We start from the raw sequence: 22,212 nt of genomic DNA, 5'->3' as shown, positions 1-22,212 counted from the left end.
ATTAGAGGGGTATATGAGTATAAAAAGTGATCGTTGGATTCGACGTCAGGCAGACACTGGCATGATCGAACCCTTTGAGCCAGGCCAGGTACGTAGTGTAAATGGCGAGCGTATTATCAGTTATGGCACTAGCAGCTATGGTTATGATGTGCGCTGTGCGAATGAGTTTAAGATTTTCACAAACATTAATAATAGTATTGTGGATCCTAAAAATTTTGATGAAAAATCCTTTGTGGATTTTGTAGGCGATGTTTGCATTATTCCACCCAACTCCTTTGCCCTAGCGCGCACTGTAGAGTATTTTCGTATTCCGCGTGAGGTCTTAACTATTTGCTTAGGTAAAAGCACCTATGCACGTTGCGGCATTATTGTGAATGTCACGCCTTTAGAGCCGGAATGGGAAGGTCACGTTACACTTGAGTTTTCAAATACTACCACTTTACCCGCTAAAATTTATGCCGGCGAAGGTTGCGCCCAAATGTTGTTTTTCGGTGGTGATGAGGTCTGTGAAGTGTCATACCGTGATAGAGGCGGTAAATATCAAGGTCAAAGGGGTGTCACATTACCACGCACTTAGGGTTTAAAGTTAAGGAATCATTAGGTATGAAATATCGTTTTCCTATCGTCATTATTGACGAAGATTATCGCTCAGAAAACACCTCTGGCTTGGGTATTCGTGCCCTGGCTGACGCCATAGAAGCGGAGGGGGTTGAAGTGATTGGCGTCACCAGCTATGGTGATTTGCGCTCTTTTGTGCAACAGCAAAGCCGAGCCAGTGCTTTCATTTTATCTATAGATGACGAAGAGTTTGACGAAGACACGCCTGATGAGGTGACCGCCATTATTAAAAACCTGCGTGCCTTCATCGGCGAGCTGCGTTTTCGGAATGCGGACATTCCCATTTATTTATACGGTGAAACGCGCACTTCGCAGCACATTCCTAATGATATTTTGCGTGAGTTACATGGCTTCATTCATATGTTTGAAGACACACCGGAGTTTGTAGCCCGTCACATTATTCGTGAGGCGCGTTCCTACTTAGAAGCTCTAGCACCGCCGTTTTTTCGCGAATTGGTGAAGTACGCTTCTGACGGTTCTTATTCTTGGCATTGCCCAGGGCATTCGGGCGGGGTGGCTTTTTTGAAAAGTCCCGTTGGACAGATGTTTCACCAATTTTTTGGTGAAAATATGCTGCGTGCTGATGTGTGTAATGCGGTAGATGAGTTAGGTCAGCTTTTAGATCACACGGGGCCGGTGGCTGAGGCAGAAACCAATGCCGCACGTATTTTTCATGCGGATCATTGTTTTTTCGTCACCAATGGTACGTCCACATCAAATAAAATTGTGTGGCATGCCAATGTGGCGCATGACGATATAGTGGTGGTAGATAGAAACTGCCACAAATCCATTTTGCACGCCATCACTATGACAGGAGCTATACCTGTATTTTTACGCCCCACACGTAATCACTTAGGCATTATTGGACCTATCCCTTTAGAGGAGTTCTCCGCTGAAAGTATTCACCGTAAAATAGAAGCGAACCCATTTGCACGTAAGGTGAAAAATAAAAATCCACGTATCTTAACGCTAACCCAAAGCACGTATGATGGCGTGGTGTATAACGTAGAAACCATCAAAGAGACGGTGGGCGATACCATAGATACCTTGCATTTTGATGAGGCGTGGTTACCGCATGCCGCGTTTCACGAGTTTTATAAAAACATGCATGCCATTGGTGAAAATCGTCCTCGTAGTAAAGACACGGTGGTGTTTGCCACGCACTCCACGCATAAAATGTTGGCAGGCTTATCACAAGCTTCACAAATCACCGTCCAAGATGCAGAAAATCGCAAATTAGACCGTAATATTTTTAATGAAGCTTATTTAATGCATACCTCTACTTCACCGCAGTACGCGATTATTGCGTCGTGTGATGTGGCTGCTGCCATGATGGAGCCACCGGGGGGTACGGCTCTAGTTGAAGAGAGCATTAAAGAGGCCATGGACTTTCGGCGTGCCATGCGTAAAGTTTCTTCCGAGTACGGTAAGGATGACTGGTGGTTTCAAGTTTGGGGGCCAGATGAGCTAGTTGAAGACGGCATAGGTAGTCGTGAAGATTGGATTTTAAAATCCAATGATGACTGGCATGGTTTTGGTGAATTGGCTGATGGCTTTAATATGCTAGACCCAGTTAAAGTCACGGTAGTAACGCCCGGTTTAGATATTTCCGGCACCTTTGCGAACTCCGGCATTCCGGCCGGTTTAGTATCTAAATACTTAGCTGAGCACGGAGTAGTAGTAGAGAAAACCGGTCTGTATTCTTTCTTTATCTTATTTACTATTGGTATCACCAAAGGCCGTTGGAATACCTTATTAACAGCCCTACAGCAGTTTAAAGACGATTACGATAAAAATCAGCCTTTATGGCGTATTTTGCCCGAGTTTTGTAAAGCGTACCCTTCTTATGAACGTTTAGGTTTGCGCGATTTATGTCAGCAGATCCATGAGGTGTATGAAAAATATGACTTAGCTCGCTTAACGACTGAAGTCTATCTCAGTGAGATGATACCCGCCATGAAGCCTTCTGATGCTTACGCTAAGATGGCTCACCGTGAAGTAGAGCGTGTAAGTATTGATGAATTAGAAGGACGTGTAACAGGTGTATTGTTAACTCCTTATCCGCCCGGTATTCCACTGCTCATTCCTGGAGAGCGTTTTAATCACATGATTGTGAATTACTTACACTTTGCGCGTGAGTTCAATGCGGAATTCCCCGGTTTTGAAACCATAGTGCATGGTTTAGCCCAAGACACCGATGAGGCAGGCCAACCGCGTTATTACGTGGATTGTATTCGTGAAGGTGAAATCTCTTAGTTATGGCAGCAACATTTGATGTGGCTGTGATTGGTGCTGGCGCTGCCGGTATGATGGCAGCAAGTGTAGCAGGGCAGCGTGGTCTAAAAGTAGTGCTTATAGACCACGCTAAAAAACTGGGTGAAAAGATCCGTATTGCGGGTGGCGGGCGCTGTAATTTCACGAATATTGGTACCACTCCAGCCAACTTTATTTCAAAAAACCCCCATTTTTGTAAATCTGCTTTAGCCGCTTATACGCCGGCTGATTTTTTGGATTTAGTGGAATCTTACGGTATTGCTTGGCATGAAAAGCACAAAGGTCAGCTGTTTTGTGATGATTCTAGTGAGTCCATCATTCAACTTTTGCGCCAAGAGTGTGCTAAAGGTGCAGTTTCATGGCGTATGCCGTGTGCAGTGCAGTCCGTGCAGCAAACTGACTCCGGTTATAACCTTGCCACCGATAGCGGGCTTATTACTGCCTCGCAACTAGTTATTGCCACGGGCGGCATGGCTTTGCCACAGGTAGGCGCTACCGACTATGCTTTAGGCATAGCAAGACAGTTTGGGCTGAAAATTATTGAACCCCGCCCCGCTTTAGTGCCCTTAACCTTTGATTCGGCTTTTTGGCAAGATTTTACGCCTTTAAGCGGAGTGAGTGCTGAGGTGGAGTTGTCTACAAATAAAACCACCTTTTTAGAAGACTTGCTGTTTACGCATAGGGGTTTATCGGGGCCCGGTATATTGCAGATTTCTAGTTATTGGCAGCCGGGCAAGCCTATACATATTGATTTAGCACCCGCCCTAGATTTGGAGCAGCAGTTAATTGCAGCAAAATCAGGCAATAGACAGCAATTAGGTAATTTCTTAAGCACCTTATGGCCTAAGCGCTTAGTGGAGCAATGGATCTCTGCGGCTCAAGCATTGCCACAAGGCGTAGCAGAGCAACGCATGGCAGATATTCCCGATAAAGTGCTGCGCCAATTAGCGCAGGCTTTGCATCAATGGTCACTGACTCCTACCGGCACTGCAGGATATAAAAAAGCAGAAGTGATGAGTGGGGGGGTGGATACAAGAACCCTTAATCAAAAAACCATGGCTACGCGCCAGCACCCAAGTTTATATTTTATTGGTGAGGCAGTAGATGTCACAGGTTGGTTAGGTGGATATAATTTTCAATGGGCTTGGGCCTCAGGCGTAGCTTGTGGACGAGCTTTACAAAAAGGAGGATGAAATGTTGTTACCTCAAGATAGGCATTACGCCACCACTCATGAATGGGTGCTGATGAGTAGTGAAGAAGAAGGCGTGGTCTTAGTGGGTATTACTGATTTTGCCCAAGATCAATTGGGCGATGTGGTGTATGTGGGTGATTTCAATACGCAAGTGCACTTAGAGCAAGGGGCGCTAGCAGGAGTAGTGGAATCAGTAAAAGCCGCTTCCGATATTTATGCACCTATTGCGGGCAAGGTTATAGCCTTTAATGAGCATTTAACGCATACACCCGATGCCTTAAATGATTTGCCCTACGAGACATGGATATTTAAATTACAGCCTGATAATGTTGCTGACCTTGAACAACTACTGTCTGCGGAACAGTATCAGGCTGAAAATTCATAATAAAACGGGTATGTTTTAGCTTAGTCGTTTTCTATACGATCTTGGCCTTTAAAGCTTAGTACTGGCTCTTTTAGAGGACCATCATAAACATTCCACTCTAGACCGTATTCAGTATAGATGAAGTCTGCCGTAGCAATGGTGTTTTCATTGTCGGTGTCATCAGCAGAGCGTCTATAAATAGGAAAGCGATGCGTATCATCACCTAAGATGGCTAAAGGATCTATTTCGGCGGTGCTGTGATTAATCATGGCATCGCCTTGTATTTGTCTATAGCCTGAGCTGCCGGTAATAATTTGTGGATAGTTACGTACGGTAGGATGAATGGCATGATTAGCATGGAACATAGGCTCATCAATTTCTAGGTCATAAATACGATCTTGATGAAATTCCACACTATGGATATTACCGCCAGCACCACTCAGATTCAGGTGGAAAGCCCCCGAACGGGAATTATCGCGCAATATATTTACGGCTTCTTTGACTTGGATGCAGTTCATAATGGCGCGACAAAGTACCATGCGTGGGGTGCCAGGTTGTGCATGTAAAGCACGTACATTATTGACGGTCATCACTAAATCGTATTCATTCACCGCAAAGGTATGCCCAGGTATAGACCCCGGGTACACAAAGGAGGTGAAAGTAGGGCCGTCATCAGGCATAAATTTTATGACGGCGCAGTGACCATAGAAACCCGGGTCACCGTCTTCGTTATGCGTGATACGTGATACGGGATTAAGCTGCAATACAGTAGAGCAGCCATCGGGGGCCATGGCCCATAAATCGCCCCGGCAGTTCCACATAAAGGTGTCTTCCACTGATAAGCTCAAGCCTTCGGCTAGACCTTCAATTTCTTGCCAAATAAGTGGAAATTTTTCTTCCACTAAGTGTTGCATAGCCTTTAGCGACGAGGAGCCACGCCATTTGCTGAGTTCGGCCCACGCAGGGCTGTTTAATAGATGGCTGTGCACGGCTTTGGCACCAAATTGGCCCAGTTGCACACCTATATCGTGATGACTACCACTGAATTGTAAATACGGTAAATTAGACATTTTTTGACTATTCCACATGCTGTAAGAAGGATTGAAGGCGAGGATTGCTTGGATTTTTGATGAGTTCTTCGGGGGGGCCATCAGCCGCAATTTTCCCATTTTCCATAAAAATCATACGACTGCCTACCTGACGTGCAAAGGCCATTTCATGGGTAACTACAATCATGGTCATGCCCTCTTCGGCCAAGTCTTGCATTACCTTTAACACTTCATGACGTAGCTCAGGATCTAGGGCGGAAGTAGGCTCATCAAATAGCATCAGTTTAGGTTTAATGGCTAAGGCACGAGCGATGGCTACGCGTTGTTGTTGGCCACCCGAAAGCTCACTGGGGTAATGATTTGCACGCTCTTGTAGACCCACCTTTTCAAGTAATGCTAAAGCCTCTTCATGAGCTTGTTTTTTAGAGGTGCCGCGCACTTGCCGCGGACCAAAGGCCACATTTTCTACGGCTGTCATTTGCGGAAACAGGTTAAATTGTTGAAAAACCATACCGGCTTCTTGGCGAATTTCTCGTACTTGGCTGGCACTCCCTAAAACACTGAGGCCATCTACAAGCAGATCACCCCCATTGATTTTTTCTAGCACATTAATACAGCGTAGTAAGGTAGATTTACCTGAGCCCGACGGGCCTATTAGCACGGTGACTTCGCCCGCTTTAAGACTGAGGTCTACATTTTCTAAGACCACAGTTTCACCAAAACGCTTGGTAACGTTTTGGAATTCCACCATGACTTTTTGTGTGTTTTGCGTATTGGTACTCATACTATTTGCATCCTTTTTTCAATCAGACGCAATATTAATGTTAGAGCGCCAATCATAAGTAAATAAAGGATGGCCACAGCTGTCCAAACTTCCACCGCTCTGAAGTTAGACGCCATAATTTCTTGACCTTGACGTGTAAGCTCAGCCACTCCAATCACAATAAATAGAGAGGTGTCTTTGAGACTCACAATGAATTGATTACCCAAAGCAGGTGTCATACGTCTAAAAGCAATAGGGCCTATCACAAAGGTTAAAACACGCCACCGTGGCATGCCCAAGGCTAAGCCGGCTTCGTATAAACCTTTGGCTACAGATTGAAAACCACCACGTACAATTTCTGCAATATAAGCGCCGGAGTTCACCACAATAGCCGTCACGGCCGCTGTCATGGGATCTACGCGTAAATTAATTAACATGGGTAGCGCAAAGTAAATAAACATGACTTGCACTACGATAGGTGTGCCACGAACCACACCTATATAGATGGTGGCCAGAGCGCGCAATAGTGTATTGCCATAGGCACGCATAATGCCAAATAAAATACCTACGAGTATGCCACCTGCCAAACCCACGACGGTAATGTAGATCGTGAGTTTGGCACCTTGTAGCAGCTCAGGCATGGAATTAAGAATGACAGACCATTCAAAGTTCATAATATGCCCTTATAAAAAATCAAAGAAACTAAAAGATTTATTTGACAGTTGAGCTTACGGGTTTAGTGCCAAACCATTTTTCATAAATTTCATCGTAACGACCGTCCGCTTTCATATTGGCTAAAGCTTCATTGACTTGAGGAATAATCTCACTGCCTTTAGGGAAAGCAATACCGTATTCGTGCGCTAGCATTTGCTCGCCTACGGTTTTAACGCGGCCTTGACCCGCTTCTTTGATGTAATACAGCACATTTGGCGTGTCGTGCATGGCGGCATCAACGCGGCCGGTTTGTAGTTCTAGGTAGGCGTTATCAATATTAGGAAATTGACGTAAAGTGGTATCGGTGAAGTGCTCTTTGGCGTAGTTTGCTGCAGAGGTACCAGTTTTTAGAGATAAGGTTTTGCCTTTAAGGTCTTCTACTCCTTTAATATCGCTATCTACACCCACCATTAATATAAAACCACTGTCGTAATAGCCATCAGAGAAATCAATGGCTTTGCGGCGCTCTTCGGTGATGGTAATACCCGCCAAGGCGGCGTCTACGTTGTTGGTTTGTAGTGCGGGTAAAATGCCGCTGAAATCCATAGGTTGCAGCTTGTACTCTAGGCCCAAGTCTCCAGCGATGGCGTCCCACATATCAATATCAAAGCCTACGTATTTATCGCCCTGTTTGAACTCAAAGGGCACAAAGGCGGTATCTACGGCCACCACTAATGGTTTAGCGCTCACCGAGGCGGCTACGGCAAAAGATAGCGCAGCCAATCCGGTTGTCAATGTTTTAAGTAATGAAGTTGATTTCATTATTTTATCTCCTTAATTGTTGTGTTGTTTGATGTGTTATCTGATTTCTTTTCAGTCTTAGTTTTGGCCTCAAACGCTGTCTCAACCTCTGCTTCCTCTGTTTCATCAATCAGATCATCATCATGTTCTTCCATTTTCCAAGGCAAGATGCCAGGGGAAACATGCAAGAAGTGCAGGTATTTCTCAAACTGATTTAAAATATCATCAATAACGTCTTGTTGCTCATAATCATACACATCATAGGCTTGGCCACCTCGGCGTAAAAATACTTCAGCACGGTAATACATATCGTCGGTGTCTTCGGTGTTTTCTATTTCAGGAAAAGCAAAATCAGGCATGGCGTAGCCACGCAGACGAATTTCATAGATAAACTCCAGCTTACCTTCTTTTACCACTTCAAATTGGGCACGGCAGTTTTTCTCATCATAAGTGACGTCTGCTTCCCAGCCTTGCTCTTCCAACTCTTCTTCCACTCGTTTCATGCCTTCCATGGCAGTGGTGCGAATAAATTTTTCTACGGCTTCACGTGGAGGAAAATCAACGAGGTTAGCCAAGCGTTTTTTCCAGAATCGTGCTCCCGTTTTGGCCACACTTTGTCGCATTTGCATGTGCTGTTGTAGGCTGCTTTCATGATGACCTTCAATAACTAGCGCTCGCCACATACCGATGGCGGCAATAATCATAATTATCGAGAAAGGTAAGGCGCTCACTACAGAGGCTGCTTGTAGAGCTTGAAGCCCACCAGCCAATAATAACACCGCTGCAATTAAGCCTTCTAAGGTCACCCAGAAAGTACGTTGCCAAATGGGTGTGTGGGCGGCGCCACCCGACGCTAAGGAGTCAATCACTAAAGAGCCGGAGTCTGAAGAGGTCACAAAGAAGGTAATGATCAAACACACCGTTAAGAAAGACACCACTGAACTAAATGGTAGCTGCTCTAAGAGCTTAAACAGAGCAATGGCGTTATCGTTTTGTACTTCTTCAATTAGCGCCGTGTAGCCTTCCACCATAATGAAATGCAAAGCGGTATCACCAAATACGGAAAACCACATAAAAGTGAAAATGGTGGGAACTACCATCACGCCCACCACAAACTGACGAATAGTACGACCACGGCTAATTTTGGCAATAAACAGCCCTACGAATGGCGCCCAGGCAATGGTCCAGCCAAAAATAAATAGCGTCCAGTTACCAATCCAGCCTTTACTGGTGTAAGCCTGCAAATTAAAGGTGCGTTTTACAATACCGCTTAAGTAATTGCCGGTATTTTGCATGAAGGTGTCAAGGATAAATATCGTAGGCCCAACGGCAAATACGAAAACCATCAACGCAACAGCTAAACCAATATTGAGTAAAGATAATCGCTTTACACCTTTATCCATCCCTGCCAGCACAGACACTAGCGCCATGGCGGTAATTAAAGCGATGGCAGTAATTTGTACTGTGGTGCTAACGGGGATGGAAGGGAAGAGGTAATTAACGCCGGCATTAATTTGTGCTACCGACAACCCTAGCGTGGTGGCAATCCCAAACAGCGTACCTAAAATAGCAAATACGTCTACGGCATGGCCGATGGGACCATGAATCTTATCGCCAATAATGGGATAGAGCGTAGAGCGCATGGAAAGCGGTAAGCCGTGCCTATAGGTAAAATACGCTAAAGACAAACCCACTAGGCCATAGATGGCCCAAATATGAAAACCCCAGTGGAAAAAAGCAATTTGTAAGGCTTGCTGGGCGGCATCCACGGTGAGGGCCGCACCTTCCGGCGGCGAGGCGTAATGCAATACGGGTTCGGCTACGCCAAAAAATAGCAACGCGATCCCGTAACCGGCAGAAAACAGCATGGCAAACCACGACACGAAGCTGTATTCGGGTTCGGCGTGGTCTGGTCCTAATTTAATATTGCCCCACTTCGTAAAGGTAATGGAAACAATGAAAATTAGGAAAAAAGCCACGGCTAACATGTAGTACCAGCCAAAGGTTTTAGTGACGTAGGCGAGTACATCTGAAAACAGTTCGCCAGCAGCTTTGGGATTACTGATAGTGCCGATAAGCATCAAAAAAATGACGATAACGGCAGGAATGAAGACAGGAATCAGTACAGTAGATGATCGGGTAGTTGTCTTAGAGGTCATAATTAGGTTTCCTCATAAATTGCTCCCAGTTGGTTAGAAAATGTAATATCTTTTGGCCAAGTCTACCGTAATTTGTTGATCGCCGCGTCCAGAGTTTGCCTTTCTTTAGCAATACAAAAGCGTATTAGGCGTTGATTTTCTGGTGGGTTTTTATAAAAGGCGCTGTATGGAATCGCGGCTACACCTCGCTCTTTGGCTAAGTAATGGCAAAAATCCATATCATTCAAATTACTGATGGCGCTGTAATCTGCCGTGACAAAATAACTGCCTTGGCTAGGCAAGAATTGCCACGCACTGGTTTTAAGTCCCTCTAAAAAATAAGCCTTTTTTTCTGCGTACATAGGTGCTACAGCAGCAATATGTGCTGGGTCTTCCATCAGTTTTGCTAAGGCAAACTGCGAAGGCGTATGCACAGAAAAAGTGGTGAGATTATGGATTTTACGCAGTTCCTCCGTGAGGTAAGCAGGCGCTGCACAAAAGCCCACTTTCCAGCCCGTAATATGAAAGCTTTTGCCAAAAGAGCCAATCACAATACTGCGTTCTTTTAATGCGGGGAGCGTAGAAACACTGTGGTGTTGTAGCGGTGCAAACACCATATCGGCGTACACTTCATCGCTAATAACGATGATCTTGGTATCAGCCAGTATTTCTGCCAGTTGCTGTAAATCCTCAGCGCTCAAAACTGTACCGCTGGGATTATGTGGAGTGTTGAGTATAAGAATTTTTGTTTTGAGACTAATCGCGGCCTTGAGCTGCTCCCAGTCAATTTTAAATTCCGGAGCCAGCAGTTGCACGGGTTTAACGACCCCACCCAAGAGTTCAATAGTGGGCTCGTAAGTGTCATAAGCCGGCTCTAAGATAATGGCTTCATCGCCGGCCCTAATGAGGGCAGCAATACTGCAAAACAACCCTTCAGTAGCACCTGCCGTAATGGTGATATCACTGTTGGCATCGTAAGCTTGCTGATCTCTGCGTAGCAGGTATTCACTGATTTGCTGGCGTAACGCGGGAATGCCATGGCCCGGGGCGTATTGGTTTACGCCTTTTTTGGCGTAGTGGTGCAACAGTTCCACTAGCTCTGGCGCGCAAGGAAAGTCGGGAAAGCCTTGGGCTAAATTTACCGCCTTATATTTAGCGGCCACACCAGCCATATGAGAAAAAATATTAGGGCGTAATTGGGGTAATTTACTTTGTATATTATTCATTGGTATTGGTATTGGTATAGGCATTGGCATTAGTATGATTGTTTTTGTAAGTGACGAAGTCGTATTGATAACCATTTTCCTCTGGCTGCGGCTCGCGAGCCGTTTCTACCCAATTAGGGGGAAGCGCTGGGAAAAACGTGTCACCTTCTACGTGCGCGTGCACTTCAGTTGCAATGATTTCATGGGCATAAGCTAAGCCTTGCGTAAAGATTTGTTCGCCGCCAATAATGCAAGCAGTGGGAGCTTCTGCGCACGCAGCAATAGCAGCTTCTAAGCTGGGGTAAAGACTAGCGCCTTTTGCTTGGTAATCAGCATTATTCGTTATAACCAAGTTGGGTCTGCCTGGTAGGGGGCGGCCTAAAGATTCCCATGTTTTACGACCCATAATAATTGGCATACCCATAGTCACTGCTTTGAAATGCGCTAAATCTTTAGGTAGACGCCAAGGCAGATCGTTGTCTTTGCCTATACAACGATTTGTGGAATAGGCCACTACCATACGGAGTTTTGGCATAGATGTTTTTTCCTTTCTGTTTTTCTTTTAGACCGCAACTGGGGCTTTGATGTGAGGATGTGGGTCGTAGCCAGAGATTTCAAAATCCTCGTAGTTATAGTCAAAAATACTGTCTGGCTTACGTTTTATATGTAATGTAGGGTAGGGGCGAGGTTCCCGGCTTAGTTGCTCTTGCACCTGTTGCATGTGATTGCTGTAGAGATGGCAATCGCCGCCCGTCCAAATAAACTCCCCCACTTCTAAATCACACTGCTGCGCCACCAGGTGAGTTAACAAGGCATAGCTGGCAATATTAAAGGGTACGCCTAGAAAAATGTCGGCACTGCGTTGGTAGAGTTGACACGATAACTTGCCATCGGCCACGTAAAATTGAAATAAAGCATGGCAAGGGGGCAGAGCCATATTTTGAATGTCAGCCACATTCCACGCAGACACAATTAAACGACGTGAATCGGGATTGCTTTTAATTTGCTCTATGATCTGTGAGATTTGATCTATGTGGCCACCCTCCGGCGTAGGCCAAGAGCGCCATTGCACACCATAAATAGGCCCTAAGCTGCCGTCTGTATCGGCCCATTCATCCCAAATAGTGACGTTGTTCTCATGTAGCCATTTCACATTATTGCTGCCTTGTAGAAACCAGAGCAGCTCTATGAAAATACTGCGTGTATGCAATTTTTTTGTGGTGACTAAGGGAAAGCCTTGGTTCAAATCAAAGCGCATTTGATGACCAAAAATAGAACGCGTGCCTGTGCCCGTGCGGTCAGTTTTTTCTGTGCCTTGCTCGTACACTAAGCGCATTAGGCTTTCGTATTGATTGGTGTTCGTAGTAGTTGGCATGTGGTTCCTAGATTTGACGAGTGCTAATGGTGTAAGTCATTTCTGCAGTGGCGCCTAACATGGCACTGGCTGAGCAATATTTCTCGTGAGAAAGTTTTACCGCGCGCTCAACTGCCGCTTCGGGTAAATCTTTACCGGTGACTTCAAAATGAAAATTGATTTTAGTAAATACTTTGGGTTCGGTGTCGGCGCGCTCGGCTTCTAGTTTGACGCTGCAGTCTGTAACGGCATGACGGCCACGCTTTAGTATGAGTACTACGTCGTAGGCAGCGCAGCCACCTGTGCCAGCTAAGAGCATTTCCATAGGGCGGGGTGCGCTGTCATTACCGCCACCTTCTACGGCACCATCCATAACGGTAACGTGCCCACTACCCGTGCTGGCCACAAAGAGCATGCCATTATTATGATTCCAATTAACTGTGCATTCCATGATAAGTTTCCTTTGTTTTTTGTCATATACAATAGAGCTATTGTACAAGCAGTAGTACCGTTCTACATTGAGAGAATAAGGGGATAATAATGACTACAGATATAAATACACATACAGGCACAGGCTCAAGGTCTACCGCCTTAGCGGTGGTGCCCACGCCACCTAAGTTTGTACGCAGACCATCTTTGTTTGATGCGGTCTTAACAGAGGTAGGCCATGCGTTAAATGTATTAAGCCGCTCCGCTCAAGCCTCTCGCCCTAACCCAGCAGGCAGGCCTCTTACCCAAAAAGACGAGTCGTTAAATGAATCGGAGACCAAACATGCAGCGGGGTTGATGCGAGTGAATCACGTAGGTGAGGTGTGCGCTCAAGCTTTGTATCGTGGCCAAGCTTTAATGACGGAAGACGAGTCCATTAAAAAATTACTGTATGAGGCTTCTAGTGAAGAGGTAGATCATTTAGTGTGGTGCGATGACCGCCTTAAAGAATTAGGGAGCCGTCCCAGTGTGTTAAATCCGCTTTGGTATGCGGCTTCTTTGGGTCTTGGTATAATTGCGAGTAAAGCGGGTACGCCGTATAACTTAGGGTTTATGGCTGAAACCGAGCGTCAAGTCGAGCAGCACTTAGATAGTCATTTAGTGTCATTACCCGAACAAGATCAGCGTTCGCGTCAAATTGTAGAGCAAATGCGTTTGGATGAAATTGAGCACCGTATGACGGCTGAAAGCCACGGTGCGCGTGATTTACCTTTTCCCGTAAAAACAGCCATGCGTATTATGTCTAAAGTGATGACAACCACTGCCTATCGCTTTTAAATAGGATACGGGTTATCATCTATAGGGTTTATTCCTAATGACTTTTCTAGTTTTTTCAGAAAATTTTTGCTATAAAGCTACAAAATAAGCATAAAAATGCTTTTTGCCCTTGCATTGCAGCAAAATAGTTTATATACTAGATTCATTGGATGTGGAAAGGCATTAAATAAAAATTACAACAGTAATAACCCTAGTTTTTATTAATGCACAGGCTCAGGAAAACCCTTGGTAGCCCCGCATGCCCCAGTTGTCTCCTCCACCCTCCTCCTTTGGTGGATTTACCCAAGATCTTTTATTAGATCTTGGGTTTTTTTTGTCTTTTTTGCCTAATTTTAATCGTTTTGAAGGCGGTGATTAGCTAACTGTTCCAATACTTTGACTACAGCAGAGTGATCTAACTCCGCATCACCTTGCGCTATACTGCTGCTGAGTAATTGCTGAGAGCCGGCTGCACCAGGTAAAGGTACGCTCAGTTCGCGCGCTGTATTCAAAGCGCTTGTCATGTCTTTTTGGTGTAAATTCACTTTAAATCCGGGAGCAAAAGAGCCTGATGTCATGCGTTTACCATGCACCTCTAGAATCCTAGAGTTAGCGAAACCACCCATCAACGCTTGACGCACTTTCTCAGCGTCAGCCCCCGCTTTAGAGGCCAGTATTAAGGCTTCAGCCACTGCTTGTATGGTTTGCGCTATTACCACTTGATTGGCCATTTTCGCAATTTGGCCGCTGCCCACTTCGCCCACATGGGTAATGTTTTGTCCCATGCACTCAAACACCGAGAGTAGGCGTGCAAAACTGGCTTCTTGCCCACCCACCATAATGCTCAGTGAGGCCGCTTCGGCCCCCACATCGCCACCAGAGACGGGGGCATCTAAATAATCTCCTCCTGCCGCGATGACTTTAGCGGCGAAGGATTTAGTGGCTAATGGAGAGATAGTGCTCATATCCACCACTACCTTGCCATTCAGATTTGCTGCTAAAACACCATCCTCACCACATAACACTTGCTCTACGTTTGGTGTGTCATTCACAATCATAATGATAATGTCGGCTTGCTCTGCCGCTTCACGTGGGCTAGCGCATACCGTGGCACCGGCTTCAATAATGCGGGGATGAGTTTGACTACGAGTATTGCTAAAAACAGTGTGGCCTGCTTTGAGCAGGTGTAGACACATGGGAACTCCCATAATGCCCAGACCTATAAATGCGATTTTTTCCATGTAGGGTCTCCTAATTAATGTTGCGCTGCAATGTTAGCTATATAATCAGCTTTAATCCTTCATTCTAGATGAAATTTCAAAAGAGCTATGAGTCGTTATACCGAAATACGCAGTTTTGTGTTGGTTGCTGAAAAAGGTAGCTTTGCGGCTGCCGCCGTGGTGGAAGGTGTGACCCCCGTTATATTAGGGCGTCGCTTAGATGCCTTAGAAAAACGGTTAGGCGTACGGCTAATGCATAGATCCACACGGGGTCTGACACTAACGGATTTAGGCGAGCAGTTTTTAGAACAATGCAAGCAATTGTTACATGATTTTGATACGGCTGAAGCCAGCATTCGTTATCAGCAAGGCGCTATGCGGGGCCATTTAGTGGTGTCTGCACCGGCATCTTTTGGTAGACAGCATGTGGCCCCTCATGTGTTGGCATTTAAAAAGCATTATCCCGACTTGCGCTTATCGTTTAACTTTACCGATAGTGTGATTGATTTGGTGAAGGAAGGCTATGATATGGCGATACGGGTAGGGGCAGTTTATGATCCTAATTACGTCGCTTTGCGTCTTTATCCAAATCAGCGCGTGGTGTGTGGTACGCCTGATTACTTTGCACAGTACGGTACACCTCAACAGCCTGAAGATTTAGCCGCGCATAACTGTTTGGCGTTTAACCAAGAAGGAGGGCAGCAACATGGTTGGACATTTTTACGTGATGGTCGTATTTTTTCAGTGCGAGTTCAGGGTGACTTAGACTGTAATGATGGAGAGCTGCTTTATAATTGGGTGAAGCAAGGCTGGGGTATAGGTTGGCGCTCTACTTGGGAAATACAAAGTGAATTAAAACGAGGTGAGCTGGTTACGGTATTGGATGAATACGCTATTCAAGACTATGACATACAGGCGGTATACCAGCAGCAGCGCTACTTACCCGCTAAAATACGTGTTTTTAGTGAGTATTTACGTGAGATTTATAATCAGCCCGGCTATTGGGAGCAGGGCTAATAACGGTTATTTCTCAGACCAAAGTATACCTGCAGTGGCCCAGTCTTCACGTTTCACATTGTTAAAACGTATATGCACGGCTTCTGGCTTACAGCCTAAGGTCTTGCAGGTTTCAGCCGTTAAGCGCTCTGCGAGTTCGCGTTTTGTGTCTGTATCACGGCCTTCAAATAAGTCTATAGTGATAATTGGCATGGTTATTATTCCTTTAAGAGTAAAAAATACATGTTTAGTAGCATTTTAGCGTGGCTATGAGACGGCATTGTTACAAATTTAGGTCATAATGACTAGATTGTTTTGAGTGAGGCGTGTAGTGAATACCGTTCCGGTTTGGGATTATTTGATGACCTTGTACATAGCCGTTGTCGCCTTTTTGGTGGGAGGGTTAATCGTGCTGTCTGAACGATGGCATGGCCGTTTAACCGGCGACACCGATATGTCTAAGCCACAGGCCTCTCACCTACGCCCAGCTCCTCGTGTAGGAGGTTTAGCGATATTAGCGGGCAGTTTAGCAGGCTTGTTAGTATTAGGCCCCAGTAACATGACGTTAACCTGGCTTTGGCCCGTGTTGTTTGTAGCGGCCTTACCCGTATTTGTAGCCGGTTTAGTGGAAGACATCACTAAAGATGTGGGTTCCTTAAAACGCCTTTTAGCGGCTTTTGCTTCAGCGGCTATTGCTTGGTGGTTGCTGGGGGGCGTGTCTAGGGTGGGGGTTGTATGGGCAGATTGGATCTTGGCTTTTTGGCCTGTTTCATTACTGTTTACTATGATTGCCGTGGGCGGGTGCACCCATGCCCTAAATATTATTGATGGCATTAATGGCCTAGCAGGCATGGTGGCCTTACTGATGGCCGTGTCTATTGCCTTAGTGGCTTTACAGGTACAGGATTTTCCTATTTTCCTCATTGCTATTTCTTTAGCGGCAGCAACCTTAGGTTTTTTAGCTTGGAACTTTCCCTTTGGACGGGTTTTTTTGGGGGATGGTGGCGCGTATTTTCTAGGATTTATGTTGGCGGAGTTGGCTGTACAACTCGTAGTACGTAATCCCAGTGTGTCCCCTTTTTATGCATTAGCAGTGTTGTTTTATCCGGTGTTTGAAACCTTGTTTTCTATTTGGCGTCGTAAGTTTAAACGTGGGGTGCCGGTAGATCAGCCTGATTCCTTACATTTGCATCAGCTTATTTTTAGACGATTAGTGCGTGTGAGCGTGATTAAAAATGGTAGACGCTATGTGCCACCCACTTCAAACGCTATGGCTTCTCCTTATTTATGGGGTTTGGTGTTAATTGGCTTAGTGCCCGCTACTATTTGGTGGGATAATGCATGGCTGCTTAGTGCAAGCCTAGTGGTGTTTGCTTTTTGTTACATTTGGCTCTATGCCCGCTTGGTGCGTTGGCGTAGTCCGGCATGGTTATTACTGCCGTCTGTAAGACGTGCTAAACGAGAGCAATCAAATTCTGATGTTGACTCTTAGCAAATCCATGCTGTTATTTATGGAGAATGATGTTGGATTTAAAAAATAGTAAGATCGCCGTCGTCGGTTTGGGCTACGTAGGTCTGCCTTTAGCCGTAGAATTTGGCAAGCAACGAGCCGTGCTGGGTTTTGATATTAATCCACTTCGTATTGGCGAGTTAAATGAAGGGGTAGATAATACCTTAGAAGTGGAGTCTTCAGAGCTGCAGGCGGCCACGCACTTGCGTTACAGCTGTAATATGTCTGAGCTGGCAGAAGCTTCTGTATATATAGTGACTGTACCTACCCCTTTAGACGAGTATAAAAACCCCGATTTAACGCCGTTAATTCGTGCTAGTGAAACCATTGGTAAAGTATTAAAGCGTGGTGATGTGGTTATTTATGAATCCACCGTTTATCCAGGGGCCACCGAAGAAGATTGTGTGCCGGTTTTAGAGCGTATTTCTGGTTTACGCTTTAATGAGGATTTTTTTGCTGGTTATAGCCCGGAACGCATTAACCCGGGTGATAAAGTGCATCGCTTACCCAATATACGTAAAGTGACTTCTGGCTCTACGCCTGAGGTGGCCACAGCAGTGGATGCCTTATATGCAGAAATCATTACCGCAGGTACCCATATGGCACCTTCTATACGAGTAGCAGAAGCCGCTAAAGTCATTGAAAACACCCAACGAGATGTCAATATTGCGCTTATTAATGAGCTGACGCTGATTTTTAACAAATTAGGCATAGATACCTTAGACGTATTAGAGGCGGCGGGGACCAAGTGGAACTTTTTACCGTTCCGTCCAGGGTTGGTAGGCGGACATTGTATTGGCGTAGACCCTTATTATTTAACGCATAAGGCACAATCTATAGGCTATCACCCAGAGATCATCTTAGCGGGCCGTCGATTAAACGATGGCATGGGAGCTTATGTGGCCTCCCAGCTTGTTAAAGCCATGATGAAAAAATGCATCCAAGTGCAAGGTTCGCGCGTGTTGTTACTCGGTTTTAGTTTTAAAGAAAACTGCCCTGACCTACGCAATACTCGCATTATTGATATTGTGCATGAGTTAGCTGAATACAATGTGAGTGTTGATATTTATGATCCATGGATAGATGCCGCAGCCGCTAAGGCCGAGTATGGCATTGAGCCCGTAGTAGCGCCTGAGGTGGGGCAGTATGATGCCGTAGTATTAGCCGTGGGCCATGAGGAGTTTAAAGCCATGGGCGCAGAAAAAATACGTTCCTTTGGTAAAGAAACGCATGTGCTCTATGATCTTAAATATGTGTTAGACCGTACTGAGTCTGATTTGCGATTATAAAATAAAACAATAAAGGCAGTTTATGCAAAACACCTTAGCGATTGATAAGACTTGGGCACAGTTAGAGACAGCGCCTAAAAAGTGGTTGATTACGGGTTGTGCGGGTTTCATCGGCTCTAATCTTTTAGAGGCTTTGTTGACGCATGGCCAAACCGTGGTGGGTTTGGATGATTTCTCTACGGGTTTTCAATACAATTTAGACGAAGTAGAGCAAACCGTAGGCAGCAACAAGTGGCAAAATTTCACTTTCATAAAAGGTGATATACGTGATTTGGATACATGCCATCAAGCCTGTAAAGGTGTGGATTATGTATTGCATCAGGCCGCCTTGGGTTCGGTGCCGCGCTCCTTAGCAGACCCTATCACCACAAACAGCGTTAATATTACCGGTCAATTAAATATGTTGGTAGCAGCACGTGATGCAGGTGTGCAAGCCTTTGTGTATGCCGCCTCTAGCTCCACATACGGTGATCATCCTGCTCTACCTAAGGTGGAAGATACTATCGGTAATCCGTTATCACCCTATGCAGTAACTAAGTACGTTAATGAGCTTTATGCCAACGTGTTTGCACGCTCCTATGGTTTTCAAACCATAGGGCTGCGTTATTTTAATGTATTTGGTAAACGTCAAACACCTGATGGCGCGTATGCAGCGGTAATTCCTAAATGGATAGGCGCCATGATGCGTGATCAAGAGGTGATTATTAACGGTGATGGCTTAACCAGTAGAGATTTTTGTTACATAAAAAATGTAATACAAATGAATGTGTTAGCGGCTTTAGCTTCTAATGAAGCGCGTGATCAGGTTTATAATGTGGCCGTGAATGCGCGTACTGACCTCAATCAGTTATTTGCTCTCCTCAAAGCAGGACTAGCAAATAATAATGTGCTCTACCAAAAACCGGTGGTCCATGCCGATTTTCGAGCCGGTGATGTGCGGCATTCGCAAGCAGATATCACGAAAGCGCAGCGACTCTTAGGCTACGCCCCTCAATACAGCATGGAGAAAGGCTTAAAAGAAGCCATGCCATGGTATGTGCGTTTTTTGTCTGAGAGCACTTAATGATCGCTAAGTGGCTCCAACGTCTGCATTCAGACCACCAGCGCATTGCAAGGGCGGCTTTTAGAGTCGCCTTTTTCTTACTGTTAGGTAAAGCAGCGGGTGCTTTTAAAGAAATGGCCGTGGCTTATAGGTACGGCATTAGCGATGTGGTGGATGCCTATCAGTTCACCATGGTGATGGCCAACTGGATCCCTGTGACGCTAGTTGGTGTGTTTTCTGTGGTGCTCATTCCGGTCTTGGTTTATGCCAAAGATCATACCTTATCTACTAGGCAGCGTTTTATTAATGAACTCCTGGGCTTAATGTTACTGTTGGGAGTGATATTAGCAGGAGTGCTATGGGTAGCATGGCCTTGGGTAATGCATTTTGCCGGCAAAGGCTTAAACCCCGAAGTCCAAAGCATGAGTGCCGAGCTTATTTGGGCTTTTGCACCTGCAGCGGTACTTACTCTATTGACGGGCTTGCAAGCGGCTCGTTTACGGGCGCATGAGCGTCACATCAATACCTTATTAGATAGTGTGCCTGCCTTTAGTATTTTGTTATTTGTTTTAGCGGCGGGGCCCGATCAAGGCGTGTGGCCCTTGCTCTGGGGTACATTAGTCGGGTATGTGGTGCAATCAGGCAGCTTATACTACCTAGCGCAGCGTGCTGATGGATTTTGGGGGCGGCCTCGTTTACGTTTTAGTGCCGAGCAATGGCCGGCCTTAGCGCAGGCGGCAGGGATTATGTTGATAGGTCAAATTGCTATGAGCTTTGTGGGGCCTATAGATCAATATACAGCCGCTTCCTTAGGGAATAATGCCAACGCCACCTTAGGCTATGCCAGCCGTTTTATTTCTTTAATGTTAGGCGTAGGTGCCGCTTCTGTAGGTCGTGCTGCCTTACCCGTGTTAGCAGATGTAATGCGTAGAGATGAATCTGTAAGGGCACGGGCAATTGCCTTGAAGTGGGCTTGGATGATGGTGGCGGTTGGTTTGCTTATAGCTGCTCTAGCAGCTTGGTTAGCTCCTTTGGGTGTGGGTTTATTGTATGAGCGAGGTGCTTTTGACGCCGCTGATACTGCACGCGTGAGTTCCGTATTACGTTGGGGTTTAGTGCAGTTGCCTTTTTATTTTGGGGTGCTGGTTTTAGTGCAGTTACTGGCTAGCCAAAAACGTTATGCTCTAATGGCGGCTATAGCCGTTGCTAACTTTGCAGTAAAAGCGGTGATGAATAGTTATTTAGCGCCTAAAATGGGTGTGCATGGCATTATGCTGGCCACCAGCTGCATGTACGCCTCTTCCTTTGTTTGTTATTTTTTAGTGGCAATGAAGCCTGCAGTTTTACACGTTAAAACTCCAGATCCTAAGTAGAAATTATGCATATTATGATTGTTATCCATTCGCTACGAGGCGGTGGAGCTGAACGTGTGGCGGTAGACTTAGCTGCTTATTGGCACCGTTTAGGCTATGAGGTGAGTTTAGTTACGCAGATGTCAAAGAAAACGGATGCGTATAAAGTGCCTGAGGGGGTAAACCGTTATGTGATTGGTTTAGCGCATGAGACCGGCGGAGGGTTGCGGGGGGCCATAGCAAACTGGCGCCGTATGCGACGCTTACGCAGATTGATTAAAAAGCATGAAGTGGATTGCATATTGGGCATGATGACTACAGCTTCTATTTTGTCTGTGATGGCAGCCCAAGGGTTAAATTGTAGAATTCTGGTAACAGAACACACGCATCCCCCACAGCAAAAGCTACCCGAAGCCTGGTTGCGTTTACGACGCTGGGCATATCCACGTGCCCATGCGGTAATTGCCCTAACTGGCGGTACTGCACGCTGGATACGTGACCATATCCCCGGCTCTAAAGTAACGGTGATTCCTAATGCGGTGCGTTGGCCCTTAGAGAAACAGCAGCCTTTAGTAGCAGTACCAGATAAAGGCGAGCGTTTACGCTTACTTGCTGTGGGCAGATTGCATCCGGTAAAAGGGTTTGACCTTTTAATCAGTGCTTTTGCAGTGGTGGCCCCCTATTTTCCTGATTGGGATCTAATGATTTTAGGAGAAGGGGATGAACGCGTTGCCTTGCAAAAACAAATAGATGAGGCTCAGTTAACAAGACGTATTACACTAGTAGGCAGAGTGGGTAATATCAATGAATGGTATGAAAGTGCCGATATGTATGTGCTTAGCTCACGGGCAGAAGGTTTATCTAATACACTTTTAGAAGCCATGGCTTCAGGTGTAGCAGTAGTTGCCATGGATTGTGATACGGGGCCCCGTGAAATTATCCGCGATAATATTGATGGTGTTTTGGTTAACCCGCCAGAAAATACAGAAGCCCTAGCGGCACACTTATCAGATTTAATGGCTAGGCCGTTAAAACGTATGGCCCTAGCACGTCGTGCTATTGATGTGCGAGATCGTTTCTCTGTTCCCAGTGTAATGGCGCAATGGGAGCGTTTATTGCCTCCTTTAGATAAATAGTAGACTGAG

The 22,212-nt window shown here is 45.7% G+C and carries 22 protein-coding genes; 11 read left to right on the top strand and 11 right to left on the bottom strand.

Annotated elements, in window-relative coordinates:
* The first annotated feature begins 13 nt into the window (after positions 1–13).
* Genes dcd through gcvH form a run of 4 tightly spaced genes read left to right on the top strand, consistent with a single transcriptional unit; the run spans position 14 to position 4,470 of the window.
* Entirely contained in the window at positions 14–577 is a 564-nt protein-coding gene (gene dcd / locus AC2UZJ_RS04250; protein WP_486948869.1) for a dCTP deaminase, read from the top strand.
* Positions 578–603: 26 nt separating this feature from the next.
* Entirely contained in the window at positions 604–2,874 is a 2,271-nt protein-coding gene (locus tag AC2UZJ_RS04245) for an Orn/Lys/Arg family decarboxylase (RefSeq protein WP_486948868.1), read from the top strand.
* A 2-nt stretch (positions 2,875–2,876) separates the two neighbouring features.
* Complete coding sequence (locus tag AC2UZJ_RS04240; RefSeq protein ID WP_486948867.1) at positions 2,877–4,085, top strand: BaiN/RdsA family NAD(P)/FAD-dependent oxidoreductase; 1,209 nt, start codon at positions 2,877–2,879, stop codon at positions 4,083–4,085.
* Between the two features lies 1 nt (position 4,086).
* The gene (gene gcvH, locus AC2UZJ_RS04235; RefSeq protein ID WP_486948866.1) at positions 4,087–4,470 is read left to right on the top strand and encodes a glycine cleavage system protein GcvH; all 384 of its coding nucleotides are present in this window, start codon (positions 4,087–4,089) and stop codon (positions 4,468–4,470) included.
* A gap of 20 nt (positions 4,471–4,490) precedes the next feature.
* Here the strand turns inward: gcvH and AC2UZJ_RS04230 are convergent, their stop codons facing one another.
* The 9 genes from AC2UZJ_RS04230 to AC2UZJ_RS04190 all read right to left on the bottom strand — a co-directional run bounded on the left by AC2UZJ_RS04230 (position 4,491) and on the right by AC2UZJ_RS04190 (position 12,864).
* Positions 4,491–5,519 (bottom strand): C45 family autoproteolytic acyltransferase/hydrolase, encoded by a 1,029-nt coding sequence (locus AC2UZJ_RS04230; protein WP_486948865.1) that lies wholly within the window; start codon positions 5,517–5,519, stop codon positions 4,491–4,493.
* Positions 5,520–5,526: 7 nt separating this feature from the next.
* Positions 5,527–6,249, bottom strand: a complete 723-nt coding sequence (gene glnQ / locus AC2UZJ_RS04225; RefSeq protein WP_486948961.1) for a glutamine ABC transporter ATP-binding protein GlnQ — start codon at positions 6,247–6,249, stop codon at positions 5,527–5,529.
* Between the two features lie 29 nt (positions 6,250–6,278).
* Complete coding sequence (gene glnP / locus AC2UZJ_RS04220) at positions 6,279–6,935, bottom strand: glutamine ABC transporter permease GlnP (RefSeq protein WP_486948864.1); 657 nt, start codon at positions 6,933–6,935, stop codon at positions 6,279–6,281.
* Between the two features lie 37 nt (positions 6,936–6,972).
* On the bottom strand, positions 6,973–7,737 hold the full coding sequence (gene glnH, locus AC2UZJ_RS04215) for a glutamine ABC transporter substrate-binding protein GlnH (RefSeq protein ID WP_486948863.1): 765 nt from the start codon (positions 7,735–7,737) through the stop codon (positions 6,973–6,975).
* A complete protein-coding gene (locus AC2UZJ_RS04210; RefSeq protein WP_486948862.1) occupies positions 7,737–9,875 on the bottom strand; it encodes a BCCT family transporter in 2,139 nt (712 codons plus the stop codon). Before AC2UZJ_RS04210 ends, glnH begins: the two co-directional genes overlap by 1 nt.
* A 62-nt stretch (positions 9,876–9,937) precedes the next feature.
* The gene (locus AC2UZJ_RS04205) at positions 9,938–11,080 is read right to left on the bottom strand and encodes a methionine aminotransferase (protein ID WP_486948861.1); all 1,143 of its coding nucleotides are present in this window, start codon (positions 11,078–11,080) and stop codon (positions 9,938–9,940) included.
* Positions 11,073–11,594 carry a dihydrofolate reductase gene (locus AC2UZJ_RS04200; protein WP_486948860.1) on the bottom strand — a complete coding sequence of 174 codons (522 nt, stop codon included), beginning with the start codon at positions 11,592–11,594 and terminating at the stop codon, positions 11,073–11,075. Before AC2UZJ_RS04200 ends, AC2UZJ_RS04205 begins: the two co-directional genes overlap by 8 nt.
* Positions 11,595–11,621: 27 nt before the next feature.
* Positions 11,622–12,434: a thymidylate synthase gene (locus tag AC2UZJ_RS04195; RefSeq protein ID WP_486948859.1), complete on the bottom strand. Its 813-nt coding sequence runs from the start codon at positions 12,432–12,434 to the stop codon at positions 11,622–11,624.
* Positions 12,435–12,441: 7 nt separating this feature from the next.
* Positions 12,442–12,864: an OsmC family protein gene (locus AC2UZJ_RS04190; RefSeq protein ID WP_486948858.1), complete on the bottom strand. Its 423-nt coding sequence runs from the start codon at positions 12,862–12,864 to the stop codon at positions 12,442–12,444.
* Positions 12,865–12,953: 89 nt separating this feature from the next.
* On the opposite strand from AC2UZJ_RS04190, the gene coq7 reads away from it, so the two are divergent.
* A complete protein-coding gene (gene coq7 / locus AC2UZJ_RS04185; protein ID WP_486948857.1) occupies positions 12,954–13,679 on the top strand; it encodes a 2-polyprenyl-3-methyl-6-methoxy-1,4-benzoquinone monooxygenase in 726 nt (241 codons plus the stop codon).
* 332 nt (positions 13,680–14,011) lie between these two features.
* Here coq7 and AC2UZJ_RS04180 read toward each other — a convergent pair whose 3' ends face one another.
* Complete coding sequence (locus tag AC2UZJ_RS04180) at positions 14,012–14,899, bottom strand: 2-hydroxy-3-oxopropionate reductase (protein ID WP_486948856.1); 888 nt, start codon at positions 14,897–14,899, stop codon at positions 14,012–14,014.
* An 87-nt stretch (positions 14,900–14,986) separates the two neighbouring features.
* Between AC2UZJ_RS04180 and AC2UZJ_RS04175 the strand changes: the two genes are divergently transcribed.
* A complete protein-coding gene (locus AC2UZJ_RS04175) occupies positions 14,987–15,895 on the top strand; it encodes a LysR family transcriptional regulator (protein ID WP_486948855.1) in 909 nt (302 codons plus the stop codon).
* Positions 15,896–15,901: 6 nt separating this feature from the next.
* On the opposite strand, the gene AC2UZJ_RS04170 is transcribed toward AC2UZJ_RS04175, so the two are convergent.
* Complete coding sequence (locus AC2UZJ_RS04170) at positions 15,902–16,087, bottom strand: 4-oxalocrotonate tautomerase (RefSeq protein ID WP_486948854.1); 186 nt, start codon at positions 16,085–16,087, stop codon at positions 15,902–15,904.
* A gap of 145 nt (positions 16,088–16,232) precedes the next feature.
* Here AC2UZJ_RS04170 and AC2UZJ_RS04165 point away from each other — a divergent pair, with 145 nt between their 5' ends.
* Genes AC2UZJ_RS04165 through AC2UZJ_RS04145 form a run of 5 tightly spaced genes read left to right on the top strand, consistent with a single transcriptional unit; the run spans position 16,233 to position 22,203 of the window.
* Positions 16,233–17,366 carry an MraY family glycosyltransferase gene (locus AC2UZJ_RS04165; protein ID WP_486948960.1) on the top strand — a complete coding sequence of 378 codons (1,134 nt, stop codon included), beginning with the start codon at positions 16,233–16,235 and terminating at the stop codon, positions 17,364–17,366.
* Positions 17,367–17,398: 32 nt separating this feature from the next.
* The gene (gene tviB / locus AC2UZJ_RS04160) at positions 17,399–18,673 is read left to right on the top strand and encodes a Vi polysaccharide biosynthesis UDP-N-acetylglucosamine C-6 dehydrogenase TviB (RefSeq protein ID WP_486948959.1); all 1,275 of its coding nucleotides are present in this window, start codon (positions 17,399–17,401) and stop codon (positions 18,671–18,673) included.
* A 22-nt stretch (positions 18,674–18,695) separates the two neighbouring features.
* The gene (locus AC2UZJ_RS04155; RefSeq protein ID WP_486948853.1) at positions 18,696–19,736 is read left to right on the top strand and encodes an SDR family oxidoreductase; all 1,041 of its coding nucleotides are present in this window, start codon (positions 18,696–18,698) and stop codon (positions 19,734–19,736) included.
* Positions 19,736–21,088, top strand: a complete 1,353-nt coding sequence (gene murJ, locus AC2UZJ_RS04150; RefSeq protein ID WP_486948852.1) for a murein biosynthesis integral membrane protein MurJ — start codon at positions 19,736–19,738, stop codon at positions 21,086–21,088. The genes AC2UZJ_RS04155 and murJ overlap by 1 nt, the downstream gene beginning before the upstream one ends.
* Positions 21,089–21,093: 5 nt before the next feature.
* A complete protein-coding gene (locus tag AC2UZJ_RS04145) occupies positions 21,094–22,203 on the top strand; it encodes a glycosyltransferase family 4 protein (RefSeq protein WP_486948851.1) in 1,110 nt (369 codons plus the stop codon).
* Positions 22,204–22,212: the final 9 nt, after the last annotated feature.

This window comes from Paenalcaligenes sp. DL 309, from assembly GCF_057475285.1.
This window is presented reverse-complemented; position numbering and strand designations above follow the sequence as displayed.